This is a genomic window from Roseofilum reptotaenium CS-1145, from assembly GCF_028330985.1.
Taxonomy (GTDB): Bacteria; Cyanobacteriota; Cyanobacteriia; order Cyanobacteriales; family Desertifilaceae; genus Roseofilum; species Roseofilum reptotaenium.
This window is the reverse complement of the sequence record NZ_JAQMUE010000035.1, coordinates 51,456-69,138: the sequence shown is the minus strand read 5'-3', so window position 1 is coordinate 69,138 and position 17,683 is coordinate 51,456. Positions and strand designations below refer to the sequence as shown.

The following is a 17,683-nucleotide window of genomic DNA, read 5'->3' as shown; positions in this document are numbered from 1 at the left end:
TCGCTTCTTTCCCTTATCATCTTGATTAACTTTAGCTTTTCTCCCGAAGGAGTCTGGCTTCAGTTGATTAACTAACGAGGGTCTAACTCATTTAGCTTAGGCTTTCAAACTATAGAATTTTCTAGGTTCGGCGGCTTCAGTGGGGAGTCAGCTCTGCGCTGCTGCCCTCTCAAGCACAAACACGAATATAACCAATCCTCCTAGGGCTTGTCAACCCCTTTTTTGAAAAAACTTCAAATCCTTTTGACCCCAAACGCTACAGCCTATGCAGGGTAAGGCTTGACAAGTTTTGAGGTTTTTGGGATTTATAAAAATCCCTCAGGGTATTTCGGTGTCTCCTTAAATTGAAATAAGTCCAAATACTTAGTCAGTTCTGGGAGGAACTGTCCTACCCTGCTAAAACCTAGACTAATAAGATCGCTCTAGTGAGTGAGGAGATTAGGCAATGAGAGGATGAGTTAAGAATACTTCGTCATGGTTGTCGAAATAGTTAGTCGAAGTGGCGTAAAAAAGGAGGAAGCTTGTTCTGCCCCCTCCTCCATCATGTCAACCATCTTTGAACTACGAAGGTTACTGAGCAGAAGCGGTAGGAATATCCGATTTCACACAATTGAGCATCCTTAGGGTGGCGGCTGCTGCATAATTTCGGCGAGCGTTATCGTTGGGCATAAACTGATTACCCGATTCATTTAAGGGAGAAGCCACAGAGCAATAGGTAGACATTTGGGTAATCAAATCAGATGCCCAATGATTATCAACATCACTAAATGATTGTGGAGCTTGTTTACCTTGGATCTCGGGATTCAAACCACTGGTTTTACGGGCGAACTCCGCTGCACGGCGTTGAACTGCCATTAATTCTGCACGGGTGACTGATTGAGCTGGTTTGAATGTACCATCCGTGTAGCCACTGACAATATTGTTGTCTTTTGCCCATTGAATTTTGGCGGCACTCCATCGAGAGGAAGTGACATCAGGATAGGGGGTAGTGGAAATACTGGTAGGAATATTGATATTAGTGCCAGGAATGGTTTTGAGGGATTCTAAAACCATAGAGACTAATTGTTCGCGTGTGAGAGGATTTTGGGGACGGAAGGTACTATCTTCAGCAAAGCCAGAAATAAAACCGATATCGACTGCTTCATTGATTTCGCTGGCGTAAATATCATTAGCAATATCTTTAAAGCTTGGGGTAGTAGGTGCGGGAGGATTAGGATCAATGGGATTGGGATCGACTGGGTTAGGATCAACTGGGTTGGGGGGTGTCCCAATTAAGGAACTCAATTGTTGATCGTTGAGAAGGTAAACATGGCCAAGGGTTTGACCTTGATAGGAGCGTTTCGCAAACCGCCAACCAGGGTTAAGATAAATTTTGGCAAAATCAGAAGTTGCACCATAGGCTCGACCAATTTCTATTTCTGGTCCTCCTGGAGTATTGGATGATCCAACTAAGACTAAATCATTATTACGATTGACAATTCTCAGGCTGTACTGGAGAGCAAGATCTTGATTGTCAACTCGGATGGAAAATCCATTACTATCGGTACTTCGACCACAAATACCGGTAAAGTCAAAATTGAGTAAAAGAGGATTAACAATGGTGGGACTTTGGCCACTTTCACTCCAACATTGACGGGAGTTGGATTTTTGTTCCAAAATGAGCAATTGGTGGGCAGTTGTACCTCGTGGTGCAGCGATCGCGATAAAACTATCTTGTTGAACTTCGCTATGATCGAAAAAGGCACGAGCAGTAGATACCCAAGTGGTCATCCCAACTACAGTAGTAGTAGCAATAGCAGCGAAACGAGAGAGCAGTGATTTTTTCATAAGTTTTGCGACTGATTAGACTTAATTTAAGCAGTGTACAAGAGAGACGTTCTGTTCTCCAGTACTTCCTCAGTCGAGGGACATCCGTAAGTTGTTTCTAGGGTGTGTGACAGTTTGAGAGCTGTCTGTGGCAGGTCACTTAAGCGCTTTTAGAGATCGCCTTATATAAGTGCTTTAACTTAGCTTCGACAGGAGGGGGTTTGGACGTAAATCGGATGGAGAATTGATCCTTAGACCGATGGTTATCTAGCACTTTGGCATAAACATCTTCACGGTTTTCTGGCTGCTCATCCTTAAAGAAATTAATTTTCAAGTTGGTTAACCCGGAGGGAATTTGATTGGCCAACTCTGGAGTTACAAGAATGGTTGCGCCTTTTTCCGAGAGGGCAATCAACTGGCCCTGATTGACCCGATCGCTAATATTTTTACCTTCTAACACTGCATACTGAAGGGGAAGGGCTTGGGATAAGCGAAAGAAATTCTCTTCTTCTTTAGGTAAATCAAGCTGATAGGGGCCACCAATACCGCCTATATCATAGATAGTAATCGGAGTTTTTACTCCCTTGGGGGTTACTTGTTTCTCGCCATTGATTTTAACCTCTGGGCCAGCCTCGACTAAGGTAGATTCAGATACTAAAACCTGGCCAGCCGTGGTATAGGATTCAATACGATAGGTTAAATTCACTTGAGAGCCGACTACGCCATATTTGGTCCGTTTCTCAGAACCAATATTACCGACTACCACCTCACCCGTATTAATGCCAACTCCCATTTCTAGGGAAGATAGTCCCCATTTTTTCATCTGTACATTAACCTGTTTCATGGCCAGTTGCATGGCGACAGCACAAGCTATCGCTCTCTGAGGGTCATCTTTACGGGGAATGGGAGCGCCAAATAGGACTAAAATCCCATCCCCCATAAACTCATCAATAGTCCCCTGATATTCAGTAATCACATCAGCCATATAGCCCAGATAAAAATTGAGGATTTTAATCACTTCCTCTGGAGAGAGGCGCTCAGACAGAGCTGTAAACCCCCGTAGATCCGAGGTGAGAATCGTAATTTTGCGTCGTTCACCACCTAACTTTAAGCCTTCTGGATGCTCTAATAAGGTAGAAACAATTTCCTGACTCAGATAACGGCCAAAGGTTTTACGGATATCTCCAGCACTACGGGCAATATAGGTAGTAATAGCAACAAAAGAGCCAACTAAACTCATCATGGGGGGCAGTATAGGTAACCACCATCCGATTAAAAAGGCTCCATAGGTGGTGGCGATTAACAAGGGTATAGTGGCAATAGGGGCGATCGCCTTACGGATGGTTGATGAGTTCAGGCTTGCACTGTGGCGTAATCTCCAGGTTAAAACGGCTCCGACCCAGCCCCAGAATAGAATCCACAGGTTCTCCCCGATCTCATTCCAACTTTTAATCAGGGGTCGTCCTTCTAAGGCTGAACTCAGGATCAAACTGGTAATATTGGCGTGAATTTCCACTCCTGCCATCCGTTGAGAGGGAGTAAGGGTATAGGGTGTGGGAAAGATGTCTTGAAAGGACTCTCCCACTGCACCAATTAAAACGATGCGATCGCTTGCCCAATCTTCGGGTACTCTATCTTCTAGAACATCCATCAGGGAAACTGTCTCAAAAGACTCACTGGGGCCGTGATAATTAAGCATTAATTGATATCCCCCCTCCGCTTCACCTAAATATGCACCCACATTCGGTTCCAGGGGAGAAAAGATGGTTTTCCCTAACCGCCATGTCCGGTTAGCCACAGTTTCAGGAGAAACCCCTTCTGGTTTGAGATAGAGCAAGGCTAGATAAAGAGGCAAACCATAAATCGTTTCCCCTTCTGGAGTATCGAGAGACACTAAAGCCCGACGCACCTTACTATCAGCATCGGGCAATAAATCGTTGGCTCCCACCTGATTTTTGGCTTTTAGGGCTGGAGGTGGATCAACGAGATCGCGATCCTCATCTCCTACAGCCTTTTGAATCCCGATCAAATAACCGGTATTCTCAAAAATATCGACTAGGGCTTTATGGCCAGGTTCAACGGGTAAATCCCGATAAATATCCAAACCAATAGCCCTAGGTTCCATGGCAATTAGCTTCTGGAGCAGATCGGCATAAATCCGATCCGGAATAATGGCTTGGCCGATCTCTTGTACATCTGCTTCATTAATACCGACAATAACAATGCGCTCATCGCTAGGTTCTAGAGGCCGCCAACGCATATACAGATCGAATAGGGCCCATTCTCCTCCTTGCAATGTGCCCATTAGCCGCAAAAAAACGACGAATAGAGCCACTGAAGGGGTGGCGATCCATACCCCTCGCTGTTGCCATAACCAATCTTTAATTGTTTGCCACATAGAACCCAGGGTTACAGTAGTCTTCAGTTAAGCTGTCTGTTAATCTGCACCCTACAATACCTAATGATACTAAGGATTTCCGGTAATTCTTTCTAAGAGAAGCATTGGCGTTTGGGTTAACTTATCAAGGCCGACGGATTTTAAGAGACTTTCCCAAGGCTGGGTATCGAGATCCCTTAATTGAGCAGCGATCGCTACACTATCGTACCAAATTTTTGCATCGGCCAGCACTTCAGCTTGTTTGAGTAGGTCTTCTTGAGCTTGGGCTTCTTCTAAATCAGCCATTACCGTTGGATCTAAGGTAACATGCTGAATCTGTCCTTGAATGGATTCATCAATAGTGCGATCGCTAGGATTACAAATCAGGGCAAATAGCCAGGTATATTCAGTTGAATCGCCTATTGCTTCAGGTAGACTCATCGTTACCTTGACTAAACCTCCATCTTTGGAGAGTTCTAATTTCTCCGTATAGACATCATTACCTTGCCGATCAATTAAAACAAATTCCGCCAATTCTGCTTCAGTTTTGGGCACATAAAAGAACATGGTGGGGGTATCGCTAGCCGTTTGCCCCACATAATTGTCGGGTTCAATTGGTCTTAGAGCCATTAAGGAGAGTCCATTTTGAGGAATGATACAAGTCGAAGATCCTCTAACTCCTCCCCCAACACTTCCTCCTCTGGGAGCGCCCCCTCCACTGGTGTCAGGAAATTCTAGGGCGATCGCCCCTGGAGTGAGAAGAAGAGGAGCGAGCATAACGGCCAGAAATCTCAGTGGGGAAGGAAAACGTTTAAAGTCCATAGCGTGAATACATCTCCTTTAGGCAAACAGTTAGGTAGATTTTTCTACTCTGGGATAAGATGAGAAGTAAAGCCTTCACTGGATAAGTGAATTTCTTTTATATCTATCTGATCTTTGTCCCAGGAACCATCATGTGCTAAACATTGAGGGTAATAAGATAAGGTAATTTAACTTAGGTATAGTTCAAATTTACCTGATACTGGAACATCTCCATGAGAAGACGCTTAGAAATTAGTCGCAGTTCCAGGTTATCGAATTGCATTCTTATCATAATTATGAACATGGCTGCTTCGCCGGATTTTTCCCTCTCTTGTCCTATTCCTATTCAACAATATCCCCAGGTACTCTTAGCCCACGGAGGGGGTGGAAAACTGATGCATCAGCTTATTGAGCAGATGTTTTTACCTGTTTTTGGCCGTCCTGATGTTTCCCATGATGCTAGTGTATTCGCAGTTAAGGGCGATCGCCTAGCCTTTACTACAGATTCCTATGTCGTTAATCCCTTGATCTTCCCGGGGGGCGATATTGGCTCAATGGCGATTTATGGAACAGTCAATGATTTAGCCATGGCTGGAGCAAGACCTTTGTATCTGAGTGCAGGGTTTATCTTGGAGGAAGGGTTATCGATGGAGACTCTCTGGTACATCGTACGATCAATGCAAGCAGCCGCACGGAAAGCAGGAGTACAGATCATTACCGGTGATACTAAGGTTGTTGATCGAGGAAAAGGGGATGGGATATTTATTAACACTTCTGGCGTAGGGGTGATTGAGTCACCAAGCCAGATTGCTCCCCAACAAGTGCGATCGCAAGATACCATTATCATTAATGGGGATTTAGGTCGACATGGGATAGCTATCATGGCTGTGCGGGAAGGTTTGGAATTTGAAACCACCATTGAAAGTGATTCAGCTCCCATTGCCAGGCAAGTTCTCCAGTTATTAGAAGCAGGCGTTAACATTCATTGTTTGCGGGATTTAACCAGAGGAGGATTAGCCAGTACCTTAAATGAAATTTCCCTTAGTTCAGGCTTGAATTTGCACATTGATGAATCCTTAATTCCGGTTCGGGAAGATGTGCGTGGAGCCTGTGAAATTCTCGGTTTTGATCCTCTTTATGTTGCCAATGAGGGGCGATTTGTGGCTTTTATTCCCCAGTCCGATGTGGACTTAGCGCTCTCAGTGTTAAGGGAAACTTTAGAAGCAGAGACCGGGGGATGGGTGATTGGAGAAGTCGGTGAACCAGGAGGTTCTGAACCTTCTGGTTTAGTCAGTCTCAAAAGTCAAATTGGTGCCAATCGAATTCTGGATTGGCTCAGTGGTGAACAGCTACCTCGAATTTGTTGAGTAATGAGTGGCAGACAAACCGGGCAGGAACATAAGCAATACCATTTAATTGGATAGCGAAATCCCCTGCCCACCGTACGATGACTGAATTATTTAATTAACGTCCTGGCCTTGCCTACTTTTGCTAAAGCTATTGGGGCTGGAGCGACGAAGCGTATTTTGCTCACCATCAATGGGGCGGGTTGGCATCGTAGTGGCAAGGTTAAGATTCCTGATGGTATCCACATTAAATTATTGCCGCCCTATTCTCCTGGACTTCAACCGGCTGAACGTCTCTGGCCTTTGATGGAGGAACCTTTAGTTCATCAGTGTTTGACCTTGGCTAATTCTATGCAGGAGCAAGTTCGTCATCTGACTCAATTCCATGGGTTGCCAGCTTGACTTTCTCTTTCCCATACTCTCCGGATTTGGTATGAGATCTGTTCTGTAATGTCTGAAGGAATGGACATACGGCGATCACTAGACAATCTCGATGTCCCTGTGTCCCTCCATTGAATCAAGCGAGGGCAATCGCTTTCTGAATTGTCATGGGGTTCGGAAATTGCGATCGCAACCGAACACCAAGCCAGACTTAACCTTTGATACCCTTAAGCTGGTATTGCTATATAAACCATTAAACTAAAGACTTAAGAGCGTTAAGGAGCAGATGATGGTGGCTACTGATTTTAAGGACTACTATTCGGTGTTGGGGGTTAGTCGCGGTGCAAATGCGGATGAAATTAAGAAGAGTTTCCGTCGTCTAGCCCGGAAATACCACCCGGATATGAATCCTGGAAATCAGCAAGCCGAAGCTCGGTTTAAGGAGGTTAACGAGGCTTACGAGGTCTTGTCCGATCCGGAAAAGCGCAAAAAATACGACCAGTTTGGCCAATATTGGAAGCAAGCGGGTACATCATCCGGTTACGGACGGGGTACAGCTCCTGGTGTTGATTTTAATGGCTTTGATTTTAGTCAATATACAACCTTTGATGACTTTATTAATGAACTCCTGGGACGGATGGGAACAGGAAGCCCTGGAGCGAGTACGGGGCGCAAAACCTCTTATAATTATCGCAGTACTGGACGCTCTACAGGGTTTGGTGGATTTGAGGATTTTGCCAGTTATGGCTCTGCTCCAAAAAACAGTACAGTTCCCCAAGAAGCTTCTATTGTCTTGTCGTTGGCAGAAGCCTTTCATGGGGTGCAAAAGCGGATTAATTTAGGCTCAGAAGTCATTGAGGTGCGTATTCCTCCCGGAGCAAAACCCGGTACTCGGATTCGGGTGCGAGGAAAAGGGAGTATTAATCCCCAAACTCAGCAACGGGCAGATTTGTATCTAACAGTTTCCTTGCAATCCCATAGTTTTTTTGAGTTTGAGGGGGATAATTTAGTTTGTGAGCTGCCCATTTCTCCGGAAGAAGCGGTTTTAGGAGCCAGTATTGAAGTGCCTACTCCTGATGGACGGGTGCAAATGAGTATTCCGGCTGGCATTCGCCATGGTCAATCCTTGCGTTTACGGGGTAAGGGATGGCCCAATCCAAAAGGTAGTCGGGGAGATCAGTTAGTGAAAATTGCGATCGCCGTTCCCAAGACGCTCAGTAAAACGGAACGGGAGTGTTACGAAAAGCTGAAAACCCTGCGCACGAATAATCCAAGGGCAAACTTGTCATCAGTACGACTGTAACCCACAGACACGGGGAGATAGGGACACAGGGACACACAGATAGATCGTCCATTCCCTATTCCCCATTCCCAGCGCAAAGCGCTATATCATGAGGAAGATCAACTGTTTCTACAGACTTCAACCATGGCAGACGAACAAACCACAGCACCCAAAAAAGAAAAACCTCCAGCTCCAGAAAAGAAACCCTTTGCCGAATTTATTCAAGAGGACTATCTGCCTGCCCTAGAAGTGGGCTTAGAAAAGCAGGGCATTACTGACCTGAAACTCAACTTTACCCAAGCCCAAATAGCGGTGCAGGGAATGGAAAAAGAACCTTCCTGTTGGCAAGTGATCGGAACCTGGAAAAATGGTCAACACCAATTTAATGTTTACTTTTTTAAAGAAGACATTAAAGGACAACGAGCCTTTTCCTACTCTCAGAATGGTGCAAAACCTAGCACCCTGGAACCTTTCTTGATTGACGAACGGAAAATCACTCTGGGTCTGTTGGTCTTTGGGGTCATCACCCGTTTGAATGGACAAAAGTGGCTCACGCTCAATTAGGGGACGATGTCCTGGGGAGTAGACAGTAGGAGTAGACAATGGTGGTAGACGCAGACCCTCCAGACCTGGGGATTGGATGAATTCCCGACTCCCAACTGCCGACTCCCGATTACCAGCAAGTAGCGCTAAAATTTTAAGAATTAAAAAGACTCTAAAATATGCGTTAAATTGTGTGGATTTTTGGAAAATAGAAGCGATACAATTCAAAAACGATTTAATAAGGCAAGTAAACTGAAGGAGAAGACCTATGCAAGCCACAACGGTAATAGCTACTCGAAGAACGGGCGCATATGCCCTTATGGATAGCTTAAAACGGCACGGAGTCAAGCATATTTTTGGTTATCCAGGGGGAGCAATTCTACCGATCTATGATGAATTGTATCGCTGCGAAGCCAATGGAGAACTGAAACATTTCTTGGTCAGACATGAACAAGGGGCTTCCCATGCGGCAGATGCTTATGCCCGCGCTACGGGTAAAGTGGGTGTGTGTTTTGGTACTTCTGGCCCTGGAGCAACGAACTTAGTTACGGGTATCGCTACAGCTCAAATGGACTCGATTCCGATGGTCGTTATTACCGGACAGGTGACTCGGGCAGCCATTGGTACAGATGCATTCCAAGAAACGGATATTTATGGGATTACCCTGCCGGTGGTGAAGCATTCTTATGTCGTTCGTCATGCCCAAGATATGGCTCGAATTGTGGCTGAGGCTTTTCATATTGCCAGTACAGGACGGCCGGGGCCGGTTTTGATTGATATTCCCAAGGATGTGGGCACAGAAGAATGTGATTATGTACCCGTAGAACCGGGAACGATTAAGTTACCTGGCTATCGACCCACCATTAAGGGGAATCCTCGGCAAATTAATCAGGCGATCGCCTTAATGCAAGAAGCTGAACGTCCCCTACTCTACGTTGGGGGTGGAGCAATAGCTTCTGGGGCCCATGCGGAACTTAAGGAACTGGCTGAACTATTCCAAATTCCCCTGACCACCACGTTCATGGCGAAAGGAGCCTTTGATGAAAAACACCCCCTATCGGTGGGGATGTTGGGAATGCATGGTACAGCCTATGCTAACTTTGCCGTTAGTGAATGTGACCTGTTAATCGCTGTTGGGGCCCGCTTCGATGACCGGGTAACCGGAAAATTAGATGAGTTTGCCGCCCGCGCTCAAGTAATCCATATTGATATTGACCCAGCAGAAGTGGGTAAAAACCGCACCCCAGAAGTTCCAATTGTGGGTGATGTGCGCCAAGTATTAATCGATCTGCTGACTCGCTGTCATCAAATGGGTCTATCGGGTCAACCAACCAAAACCACTCTGTGGTTAGAGCGGATTAATCGCTGGCGCACGGACTATCCCCTAGTTATTCCTCGTCCGGAAGGGCAACTCTCTCCCCAAGAGGTGATCTACTCCGTTGGCCAACAAGCTCCTGATGCGTTCTACACAACCGATGTGGGACAACACCAAATGTGGGGAGCGCAATTCTTGGAAAATGGCCCTCGGCAATGGATTTCCAGTGGTGGCTTGGGAACCATGGGCTTTGGTGTGCCCGCAGCGATGGGAGCTAAGGTGGCTCTGCCGGATGAACAGGTGATTTGTATTGCTGGAGATGCCAGTATCCAGATGAATATTCAGGAACTGGGTACGATCGCCCAATATGGCATTAATGTCAAAGTGGTGATCGTCAATAATGCTTGGCAAGGTATGGTACGCCAGTGGCAAGAAACGTTCTATGGTGAGCGCTATTCTGCTACCAATATGGAAGTGGGAATGCCCGATTTTGTGAAACTGGCAGATGCTTATGGCATTAAAGGCATGAGGATCGATCGCCGGGATCAGCTCGAAGGGGCGATCGCCGAAATGCTTGCCTATGATGGCCCTGTAGTTCTTGATGCCCATGTCACTCGCGACGAAAACTGTTATCCCATGGTGGCTCCGGGTAAGAGCAATTCCCAAATGCTCGGCTTGCCTACACCCAAAAAGGAACAGTCTTTAGAGTTACTCTATTGCACCAGTTGTGGCGCCAAAAACGCCCCCAGTAACCACTTCTGTCCCGAATGTGGCGCGAAACTCTAACAAATCGGAATGGGTAATGGGGAACCTCCCCATTACCCTACCCCATCTCTCCATCTGCCCTTAAGATAGAACAGATGGCTATGGCACTTGGGTATGAATAAAGCAATCTCCACCGCACTTATAATTCTGGGTTTCACTTTAGCCACTCCTGTGGCAGCAGAAGATTTAGAAGATCTTAGACAACTCCTCTCTTCTAAGCAATGTCCGATGTGTAACCTGAGCGAGTCAGGGTTAAGTATGGCTCAGTTAGAGAATGCCGACTTAACAGGAGCTGATTTAAGTTTTGCCAATTTGGATAATGCAGATTTAAGTGGAGCGAATTTGAGTGGGGCAGATCTGACGGGAGCGCTGTTATATAAGGCAGATCTGCGACGTGCCAATTTAGCCGGAGCCAATTTAGCTGGAGCCAATTTAATGGGCACAGATTTATCCTATGCTGACCTGACTGGGGCGAATTTGGCTGGCGCAAATTTGAGTGGGGCATATATGGCCAATGCCAAAATTGAAGGAGCAGTTATTAATACAGCAATTCTGAATGGAGTGCTTGAATTTCCGGGTGGAGTTCTGAGTCCAGAGGATTATTATCGGTTAGCGTTTGTCGATGCTCGTTCTGGAAATCATCGAGGAGCGCTGGAAAAGCATAGTTTAGCCCTACAGATCGATCCCAATTTCGCCCCCGCTTATTTAGGACGTGGGGTAAGTCGGTTGCAACTTGGAGATGGAAGTGGGGCGATCGCCGATTGGACAGTAGCCCGTACTATTTTTGAAACCCAAGGCAATGAGGAAGGCTCCGAAATCTCTCAAGAATTTATTGACGTGACGGAAAAGGCGATCGAGGAAAGCAAAAAAGGCACGCGACGGGGAGGGTTTATGAGCATTATTAACCAACTAGCTCCCATGTTTCTCCAATTCCTGTTGTAACCGATGTCTTCCTCTTCTCCTGCTGCTGCGATAGAGAGGAAAAGGGGTGAGAGCCATATTTCACATCAAAAAGAAACGTTATATCCTTGAACGAGATGGGCTGATATTACCCATTCATAGTTGGATCTAGGCAAAATCCTCGGCAACTTGGCCGAGAAATTCCGTCTAGCATAGGCAACACCAACTATGGTGTAGGCAACTTTTGAGCCATAGCACAGTTTGAATGGAGAAAAGATCAGAGGTTAATGGAGGAAAATACTTAGTTTCACCTCCTCAATAACACGCATATGGTCAATCTCAACCTTTCTCACAAGATTAGAAAATCTGCTATCAAAACCGATCGAAAATCATCAAAACCTCTGTAGATTTTGGGATTTTCGACCAAACTTCCGTAGAATCCATGAAATTGCAAAGATTCGGCCAAGATTAGGCATTGATCCTTGTCAGACAGAAAAAAAAACGATTATCCTAATAATTAATTCTTAAGCTCATGCTTTTTCTGAAAGATTTAAAACAAGAGATTAAGTGAACTGACTGAGAAAAAGCAGGCATCTACCTGAGTACTGAAGCAGCCAACTATGAACAACATCCTTAAAACCCGAAATTCGTCTCCTTCCCCTTCTACCCATGAAGCTTGGGACGGTGAATATAAATCAGAATCTCCTAACTGGGCAGAAAAACTCATCCGAGAAGAATCTGCACCTGATAGTGACTGGGAATGGGGACAATTCATACCCATTTTGCATAATCGTCAGTTTGAGGCTTGCTAATTAATCTCATTTGTCATGATCGCCTGGGTTCTGGATAAGCTGAAATCCTGATTCTAAATTGGTCTCAATTCCCATGCCATCATTAAATCAGTGGTCAAATTCTCTTATCCCGAACTCAGGTTATTTCAACGCCGCATCCTATCCAGTTCGTTGAATTGGTCATTTATGCTAATGGATGGGAATTAATCCCTATCCCTCTAACCCCCGACCTAACGTTTCTTCTAGCATGGCTAGATCAGGAACTTCTTCCGGTGCATAATATCCAGCCGCCCGCTTGGCCGTAATTTCGACTTGTGCATCTTTGGGAATTAACTCAGGAGGAATGGGAACACGCTCAATGACTTCAATTCCTGAATTGGTAATCGCATCATATTTCAGGTTACTCATGGACACCAACCGGTCAATGCGGGTTAAACCTAACCAATGCAAGACATCGGGCATAAATTCCTGAAAGCGCATATCTTGAACTCCCGCTACACATTCGGTGCGCTCAAAATAGGCGGTTGCTCGATCGCCTCCTTCCTGGCGTTTGCGAGCATTATAGACTAGAAACTTCGTGACTTCACCCAGGGCACGACCTTCCTTCCGGAAATAGACAATGACCCCTAAGCCCCCTTCTTGGGCAGTCCGAATACAGACTTCAATCCCATGGGCAAGATAGGGACGACAGGTGCAAATATCGGAGCCAAAGACATCAGAACCATTGCACTCATCATGGACGCGAACAGCGATGGGACGATCTCGATCCGCAATTGCCCTTAAATCGCCAATCAAATACACCGTTGAACCACCGATGGGGGGTAAGTATAATACCAAATCCGGCCGGGTCACCAACTCGGGAAACATGCCCCCTGTCTGTTCAAACAGAGCATGACGCAGATCCATTTCCTCTACCCCAATACGTTTGGCGATTCCCGGTAAATACCACACCGGTTCGATCGCCGCTTTGACCACGACTAAATCCCCACCTTCCTTTAAGATCTGGCCATCAACGTGCAACCGTCCCTGACTGAGGGCTTCCTGAAGTTCGGGCATATTGATATGGGCTTGGGTAATGGCGATCGTTGGCCGAATATCGATTCCTTGTTCGTAGAATTGCGTATAAATGTCACCCACACGAGCGCCAAAAGGGTCTAGAGAAACAATTTTATCTCGATCGGTCCAACTGGAATGGGGGCCAATGTCTGCCACGGGTGCAGTATTGGTTAGATCCGCTCGATGTTCTGGATTTAGCGCTTGACGAGCAACCGCTAGGGCGCGATAAATGGCATAGGAACCGGAATGGGTTCCTATCACATTCCGGTGAGCAGGATTGGTTAATGTAGCAATTACCGGCCCTCTGGCAATCGGATCGGAATTACCCCAATCAATGGCGATCGGTTTTGCCCCACTGCTGCGAGGATGGGAGGTGAGGACAATAGGTTTAGATTTACGACGGGTTGAATCAGCCATAGAGAGCAGGGAAGAGTAGACAAAGGTTGAAACTATACCGTATTGTGTCACGATTTTTGAGACTGGGGCAGAAAGTTAGCAATACAAGCTATTGCTTATACCCTATTCCCTGCTCGCGTAGGGCTTCAATAATTTTCAGATTAGCTTTGGGAAAGGGAAATTGGTCTAATTCTTCTAAGGTAACCCAGCGAATTTCTTGGCATTCTATGGCTTGCGGCGTGCCGGAACAGTAACGACAGTTGTAGACATTTAAGGTGACTCGAAAATGGGTATAGGCATGGTCAATGGTAATCAGATGATCTCCCACTTCTATGTCGATCGCTAATTCCTCTTGAATTTCCCGTTTAATACATTCTGGCAGAGTTTCGCCCGGTTCGAGCTTGCCACCTGGGAATTCCCACAAACCCCCAAGTAATCCTTTGTCTAAACGACGGTCAATGAGCAGTTGTCCTCGATCGTTCCAGATGACAGCAACACCGATGTTTTTGTGGGGCCGAACAGGGGGAGTTTCACGCATGGGCCAATGGGTAGGGGTTCCGGTTTGATGGGCGAGACAATGGGAATTCCAAGGACAGCGATCGCACTTTGGCACTTTCGGAGTACAAAGGGTTGCCCCTAAGTCCATCAAGGCTTGATTAAAGTCTCTAGGATTATCCCGATCTAGAATAGCATCCGATAATTCCCAAAGCTGTTTCTGGGATTTCCCTGGGGGCTTCGGTAGCGTTATTAGTCTAGCCAAAATGCGTTTAACATTGCCATCTAAAATGGAAATGGGCTGATTAAAGGCAGCGCTGAGAATACCTCCAGCCGTTGTCCGGCCAATACCCGGTAGACTTAAAACCGCTTCTAGCTGTTGGGGAAAAATGCCCTGATGCTCTTCCATGACTTGCTGGGCTGCTCGATGTAAATTTCGCGCCCGGCTATAATAACCGAGTCCCTCCCAAAGTTTCAGCACCTGTTGCAGGTCAGCTTGGGCTAAGGTTTCTAGGGAGGGAAAAGCGTGCAACCAGCGATCGTAATAGGGTAGAACCGTCTTCACTTGGGTTTGCTGGAGCATGATCTCGGAAATCCAAATGGGGTAAGGGTCTCGTTCTTTTCGCCAAGGCAAGACCCGACCCGCATCACCATACCAGCGCAGCAAAGAAGTCCGGAGATCTTCAAGAACAGCCGGTTCAGGCGACTTCCAAGGAGTTTGTAGTGATTTAGATAATGAAGACACCTGAACTTACTGGAAACTTGACTTCAGTAAACCTTATTCAGTCTCACTTGCGTGGGATTCAGAAGCTGACCAAGTATGTTCAAACATCATACGCTGTTCGGCATTACGCAAAAAATAGCCACTGATCATGGCAGAGGCTAAGAGGCGACCTAGGTTTTCTCGGTTGGTTGTTACGGTAACCCCAAACTGTTCTGATGGGAGATGTCCCAGAAGTCCCATGATGTTATTTTCCATGACTTGGAAAACTTCCGAAGAGGTAGGTTTAGAGAGTTGAGCCACGGTTTCCGGACTCAAGGATTGAACATAGTCCCATAATAAGTTATTGTCAGTGTCGCCCTGAAATAATTCAGGATTTTGATTCGACGGGTTATTCACGTTAGACCTCCGTACAGTTCACCGCGACAACTTCTAGCCTTTTAGGTTGGAGCCGCTTTTGCATTCGAGATTGAACAAGAGTCTACTGCTGTAGTGTATTGTCAATCTCACCTGCCTATAAACTAATGTAACAGTTTCTTGCAAAAGGCGGGGGTCCTCAAGCGAATTGAATATAATCGATAATCGATCTGCTCCGTTGACTGAAATTAGGCAAATTGGGGATTTGTGCGAGTAATGTCAACCGTGACTTGGCCGCCAAAGTCGGGTATGGGAGGAGATTTGATCACGCGCACGCCGACTTTTTGTAGAGGAGGACGTTGATGGGGTTGGTTTTCTCGGTTCAGCAGTTCATCGGCGATCGCCGTCGCCAATTTCTCAATTAGGTCAAATTTATTGCTACTGACAATTCCTTTAACGATCTCAATCGCTTCACAATAATTGAACGTATCATCAAGATCATCACTCGCTCCAGATACAGATACATCTAACCATAGAGACAGCTCAACTGTAAACCATTGTCCCAGTATTTTTTCTTCCGGTAAGTAGCCAATATATCCATAACAGCGAATATTGGAGACGTGAATACAATCCATCATTAACTTAAGGGCAGGGATAAAGAGTTTGTGCCGTTGATTATCCCATTATCAGGGGACAGCAGGCAACGGGAATGAGTAAGGAGTACACTTTTTTCACCAGTAGTGTAACTTGAGAATAAGATATTCCTATGAATTAAAATGATTTAGACAGAGGTAAGCATTATGATGGGTAAATACAAATTAGCCAAAATAGTACAGAACATTCTAATTGGCAACATCACGAATCACTCGCTCTAAACCTGCCACAACTCGCGCTAATTTCCCATAATTGATCTTATCTGGGGTATCTTCAACCCTATGGTAATAGGGATAGCGAAAAGGAGCAGTATCAGTAACCATTAAAGCGGGATATCCTTGCTGCCAAAATGACCAATGATCCGACCATCCAACTCCTGGCAAAAAGTTAGGCAGTGCTGCCCCCTCTGATGGAAAGAGAGTATGCTGACGAAACGATCCTATTACTTGTTGTACCCAGTTCCCAGAGTCAAGATTCCCAACAAAAGCAATAAAGTTTCCTTGCAGAGGATAAAATAAATTTAAAGGAGCAGGATACTGTTGACTCCCTGGCTTGTCAGAATAGTATCCCATAGTTTCCAGACTCATCATGCCAACAATATTGTCTTGGCGCTGCTTACAAATTTTGGCATAAACTAAACTTCCCATATCTTCTGTCCAGCCAAAAGGATTTTCTTCATTCACAAATTCTACAAATCTCAGGGTTCGCTGTTGTGGTTTTCCCGCAAACCGCCGAGCTAAGGCTAAAACTGCTGCTGCTCCCGAACCATTGTCATTAGCTCCAGGAACATGAGCTACAGAATCATAATGAGCGCCAATTACAATAATTTCCTCCGCTTTAGTTGTGCCTGGAATTTCGACTTCCAAGTTGTCAAATTCTTGGTCATCAATCCTGTATTTGTAGTGAGTAACTTGATATCCTGCACAAGTAAACTCAGTTTCTAGATACTGAGCCGTTACCAGTAAATTATTATAAGCGAGATAATTATGGGGTTCGGAGGCGATTTCCTTGACATCGACCTCTAGCTCTTTTGCTAATGCTTGCTCTTCTACCATCAAAGGCAAGAGTGCATCCTGATAACTTTCCCCTGGCATCTTTAACATAGTTTTCTATTAATTTATATAATGGGTAACATCATGGATGACTCGCTCTAACCCTGCCACAACTCGCGCTAATTTCCCATAATCAATTTTATCCGGAGTATCTTCAGCCGTATGATAATAGGGATAGCGAAAGGGAGCCGTATCCGTAATCATTAAAGCTGGATATCCCTGCTGCCAAAATGACCAATAATCTGACCAACTAATTCCTGGTAAAAGGTTAGGAAAGGCTGCCCATTCCGAGGGGAATTGAGTATGCTGACGAAACGATCCAATGACTTGTTTTACCCAGTTACCAGAATCCATATTACCAATAAAAGCAATAAAGTTACCTTGCAGGGGATAAAATAAATTTAAAGGCGTAGGATACTGGTGACTTCCTAGTTCATCAGAATAGTATCCCAGAGTTTCTGAACTTATCATCCCCACAATATTGTCTTGGCGCTGCTTACAAATTTTGGCATAGACTAAACTTCCCATATCGGGTGTCCCGAAAAAAGGGGGTTCTTCATAGACAAATTCTAAAAATCTCAGGGTTCGCTGTTGTGGTTTTCCCGCAAATCTACAAGCTAATACCCTTTCCCTATGAAGCTGCGC

15 protein-coding genes and 1 pseudogene are annotated in these 17,683 nt (G+C 45.6%); 7 read left to right on the top strand and 9 right to left on the bottom strand.

The genetic code is table 11. The annotated features are described in order from the left end of the window. Positions 1-570: 570 nt before the first annotated feature. The 3 genes from PN466_RS05800 to PN466_RS05790 form a co-directional block, all read right to left on the bottom strand. Positions 571-1,827, bottom strand: a complete 1,257-nt coding sequence (locus PN466_RS05800; protein WP_271937696.1) for a DUF3747 domain-containing protein — start codon at positions 1,825-1,827, stop codon at positions 571-573. A gap of 139 nt (positions 1,828-1,966) precedes the next feature. Continuing rightward, positions 1,967-4,204, bottom strand: coding sequence for a CHASE2 domain-containing protein (locus PN466_RS05795; protein ID WP_271937695.1), 2,238 nt, complete (start codon positions 4,202-4,204; stop codon positions 1,967-1,969). Positions 4,205-4,273: 69 nt separating this feature from the next. Further along, entirely contained in the window at positions 4,274-5,005 is a 732-nt protein-coding gene (locus PN466_RS05790) for a DUF928 domain-containing protein (RefSeq protein ID WP_271937694.1), read from the bottom strand. 281 nt (positions 5,006-5,286) lie between these two features. On the opposite strand from PN466_RS05790, the gene hypE reads away from it, so the two are divergent. From hypE to PN466_RS05755, 7 genes are all read left to right on the top strand, one after another. Then, positions 5,287-6,351, top strand: coding sequence for a hydrogenase expression/formation protein HypE (hypE, locus tag PN466_RS05785; protein WP_271937703.1), 1,065 nt, complete (start codon positions 5,287-5,289; stop codon positions 6,349-6,351). 111 nt (positions 6,352-6,462) lie between these two features. Next, positions 6,463-6,732 (top strand): hypothetical protein, encoded by a 270-nt coding sequence (locus PN466_RS05780; RefSeq protein ID WP_271937693.1) that lies wholly within the window; start codon positions 6,463-6,465, stop codon positions 6,730-6,732. A 268-nt stretch (positions 6,733-7,000) separates the two neighbouring features. After that, on the top strand, positions 7,001-8,014 hold the full coding sequence (locus PN466_RS05775; RefSeq protein WP_271937702.1) for a DnaJ C-terminal domain-containing protein: 1,014 nt from the start codon (positions 7,001-7,003) through the stop codon (positions 8,012-8,014). Positions 8,015-8,137: 123 nt separating this feature from the next. Next, positions 8,138-8,557, top strand: a complete 420-nt coding sequence (locus PN466_RS05770; protein ID WP_271937691.1) for a DUF2996 domain-containing protein — start codon at positions 8,138-8,140, stop codon at positions 8,555-8,557. Between the two features lie 247 nt (positions 8,558-8,804). Then, on the top strand, positions 8,805-10,637 hold the full coding sequence (gene ilvB, locus PN466_RS05765; RefSeq protein ID WP_271937689.1) for a biosynthetic-type acetolactate synthase large subunit: 1,833 nt from the start codon (positions 8,805-8,807) through the stop codon (positions 10,635-10,637). A 93-nt stretch (positions 10,638-10,730) separates the two neighbouring features. Next, on the top strand, positions 10,731-11,558 hold the full coding sequence (locus PN466_RS05760; protein WP_271937687.1) for a pentapeptide repeat-containing protein: 828 nt from the start codon (positions 10,731-10,733) through the stop codon (positions 11,556-11,558). Between the two features lie 578 nt (positions 11,559-12,136). Further along, on the top strand, positions 12,137-12,328 hold the full coding sequence (locus tag PN466_RS05755) for a hypothetical protein (protein ID WP_271937685.1): 192 nt from the start codon (positions 12,137-12,139) through the stop codon (positions 12,326-12,328). Between the two features lie 189 nt (positions 12,329-12,517). Here PN466_RS05755 and PN466_RS05750 read toward each other — a convergent pair whose 3' ends face one another. From PN466_RS05750 to PN466_RS05725, 6 genes and pseudogenes are all read right to left on the bottom strand, one after another. Continuing rightward, positions 12,518-13,780 carry a GTP cyclohydrolase II gene (locus tag PN466_RS05750; RefSeq protein WP_271937684.1) on the bottom strand — a complete coding sequence of 421 codons (1,263 nt, stop codon included), beginning with the start codon at positions 13,778-13,780 and terminating at the stop codon, positions 12,518-12,520. 88 nt (positions 13,781-13,868) lie between these two features. Next, the gene (gene mutY / locus PN466_RS05745; protein ID WP_271937683.1) at positions 13,869-14,999 is read right to left on the bottom strand and encodes an A/G-specific adenine glycosylase; all 1,131 of its coding nucleotides are present in this window, start codon (positions 14,997-14,999) and stop codon (positions 13,869-13,871) included. Between the two features lie 33 nt (positions 15,000-15,032). Then, positions 15,033-15,374: a DUF760 domain-containing protein gene (locus PN466_RS05740; protein WP_271937681.1), complete on the bottom strand. Its 342-nt coding sequence runs from the start codon at positions 15,372-15,374 to the stop codon at positions 15,033-15,035. A 206-nt stretch (positions 15,375-15,580) separates the two neighbouring features. After that, a complete protein-coding gene (gene folB / locus PN466_RS05735) occupies positions 15,581-15,970 on the bottom strand; it encodes a dihydroneopterin aldolase (protein WP_313898540.1) in 390 nt (129 codons plus the stop codon). 204 nt (positions 15,971-16,174) lie between these two features. Next, positions 16,175-17,089, bottom strand: coding sequence for a M28 family peptidase (locus tag PN466_RS05730; RefSeq protein WP_271937680.1), 915 nt, complete (start codon positions 17,087-17,089; stop codon positions 16,175-16,177). 9 nt (positions 17,090-17,098) lie between these two features. After that, a pseudogene (locus tag PN466_RS05725) lies at positions 17,099-17,659 on the bottom strand (M28 family peptidase); the annotation flags it as partial. Positions 17,660-17,683 lie beyond the last annotated feature (24 nt).

Bases quoted from the DNA above. Each gene is read 5' to 3' on its own strand.
- PN466_RS05800 (WP_271937696.1), bottom strand. From the start codon at position 1,827: ATGAAAAAATCACTGCTCTCTCGTTTCGCTGCTATTGCTACTACTACT.
- PN466_RS05795 (WP_271937695.1), bottom strand. From the start codon at position 4,204: ATGTGGCAAACAATTAAAGATTGGTTATGGCAACAGCGAGGGGTATGG.
- PN466_RS05790 (WP_271937694.1), bottom strand. From the start codon at position 5,005: ATGGACTTTAAACGTTTTCCTTCCCCACTGAGATTTCTGGCCGTTATG.
- hypE (WP_271937703.1), top strand. From the start codon at position 5,287: ATGGCTGCTTCGCCGGATTTTTCCCTCTCTTGTCCTATTCCTATTCAA.
- PN466_RS05775 (WP_271937702.1), top strand. From the start codon at position 7,001: ATGGTGGCTACTGATTTTAAGGACTACTATTCGGTGTTGGGGGTTAGT.
- PN466_RS05770 (WP_271937691.1), top strand. From the start codon at position 8,138: ATGGCAGACGAACAAACCACAGCACCCAAAAAAGAAAAACCTCCAGCT.
- ilvB (WP_271937689.1), top strand. From the start codon at position 8,805: ATGCAAGCCACAACGGTAATAGCTACTCGAAGAACGGGCGCATATGCC.
- PN466_RS05760 (WP_271937687.1), top strand. From the start codon at position 10,731: ATGAATAAAGCAATCTCCACCGCACTTATAATTCTGGGTTTCACTTTA.
- PN466_RS05755 (WP_271937685.1), top strand. From the start codon at position 12,137: ATGAACAACATCCTTAAAACCCGAAATTCGTCTCCTTCCCCTTCTACC.
- PN466_RS05750 (WP_271937684.1), bottom strand. From the start codon at position 13,780: ATGGCTGATTCAACCCGTCGTAAATCTAAACCTATTGTCCTCACCTCC.
- folB (WP_313898540.1), bottom strand. From the start codon at position 15,970: ATGATGGATTGTATTCACGTCTCCAATATTCGCTGTTATGGATATATT.
- PN466_RS05730 (WP_271937680.1), bottom strand. From the start codon at position 17,089: ATGTTAAAGATGCCAGGGGAAAGTTATCAGGATGCACTCTTGCCTTTG.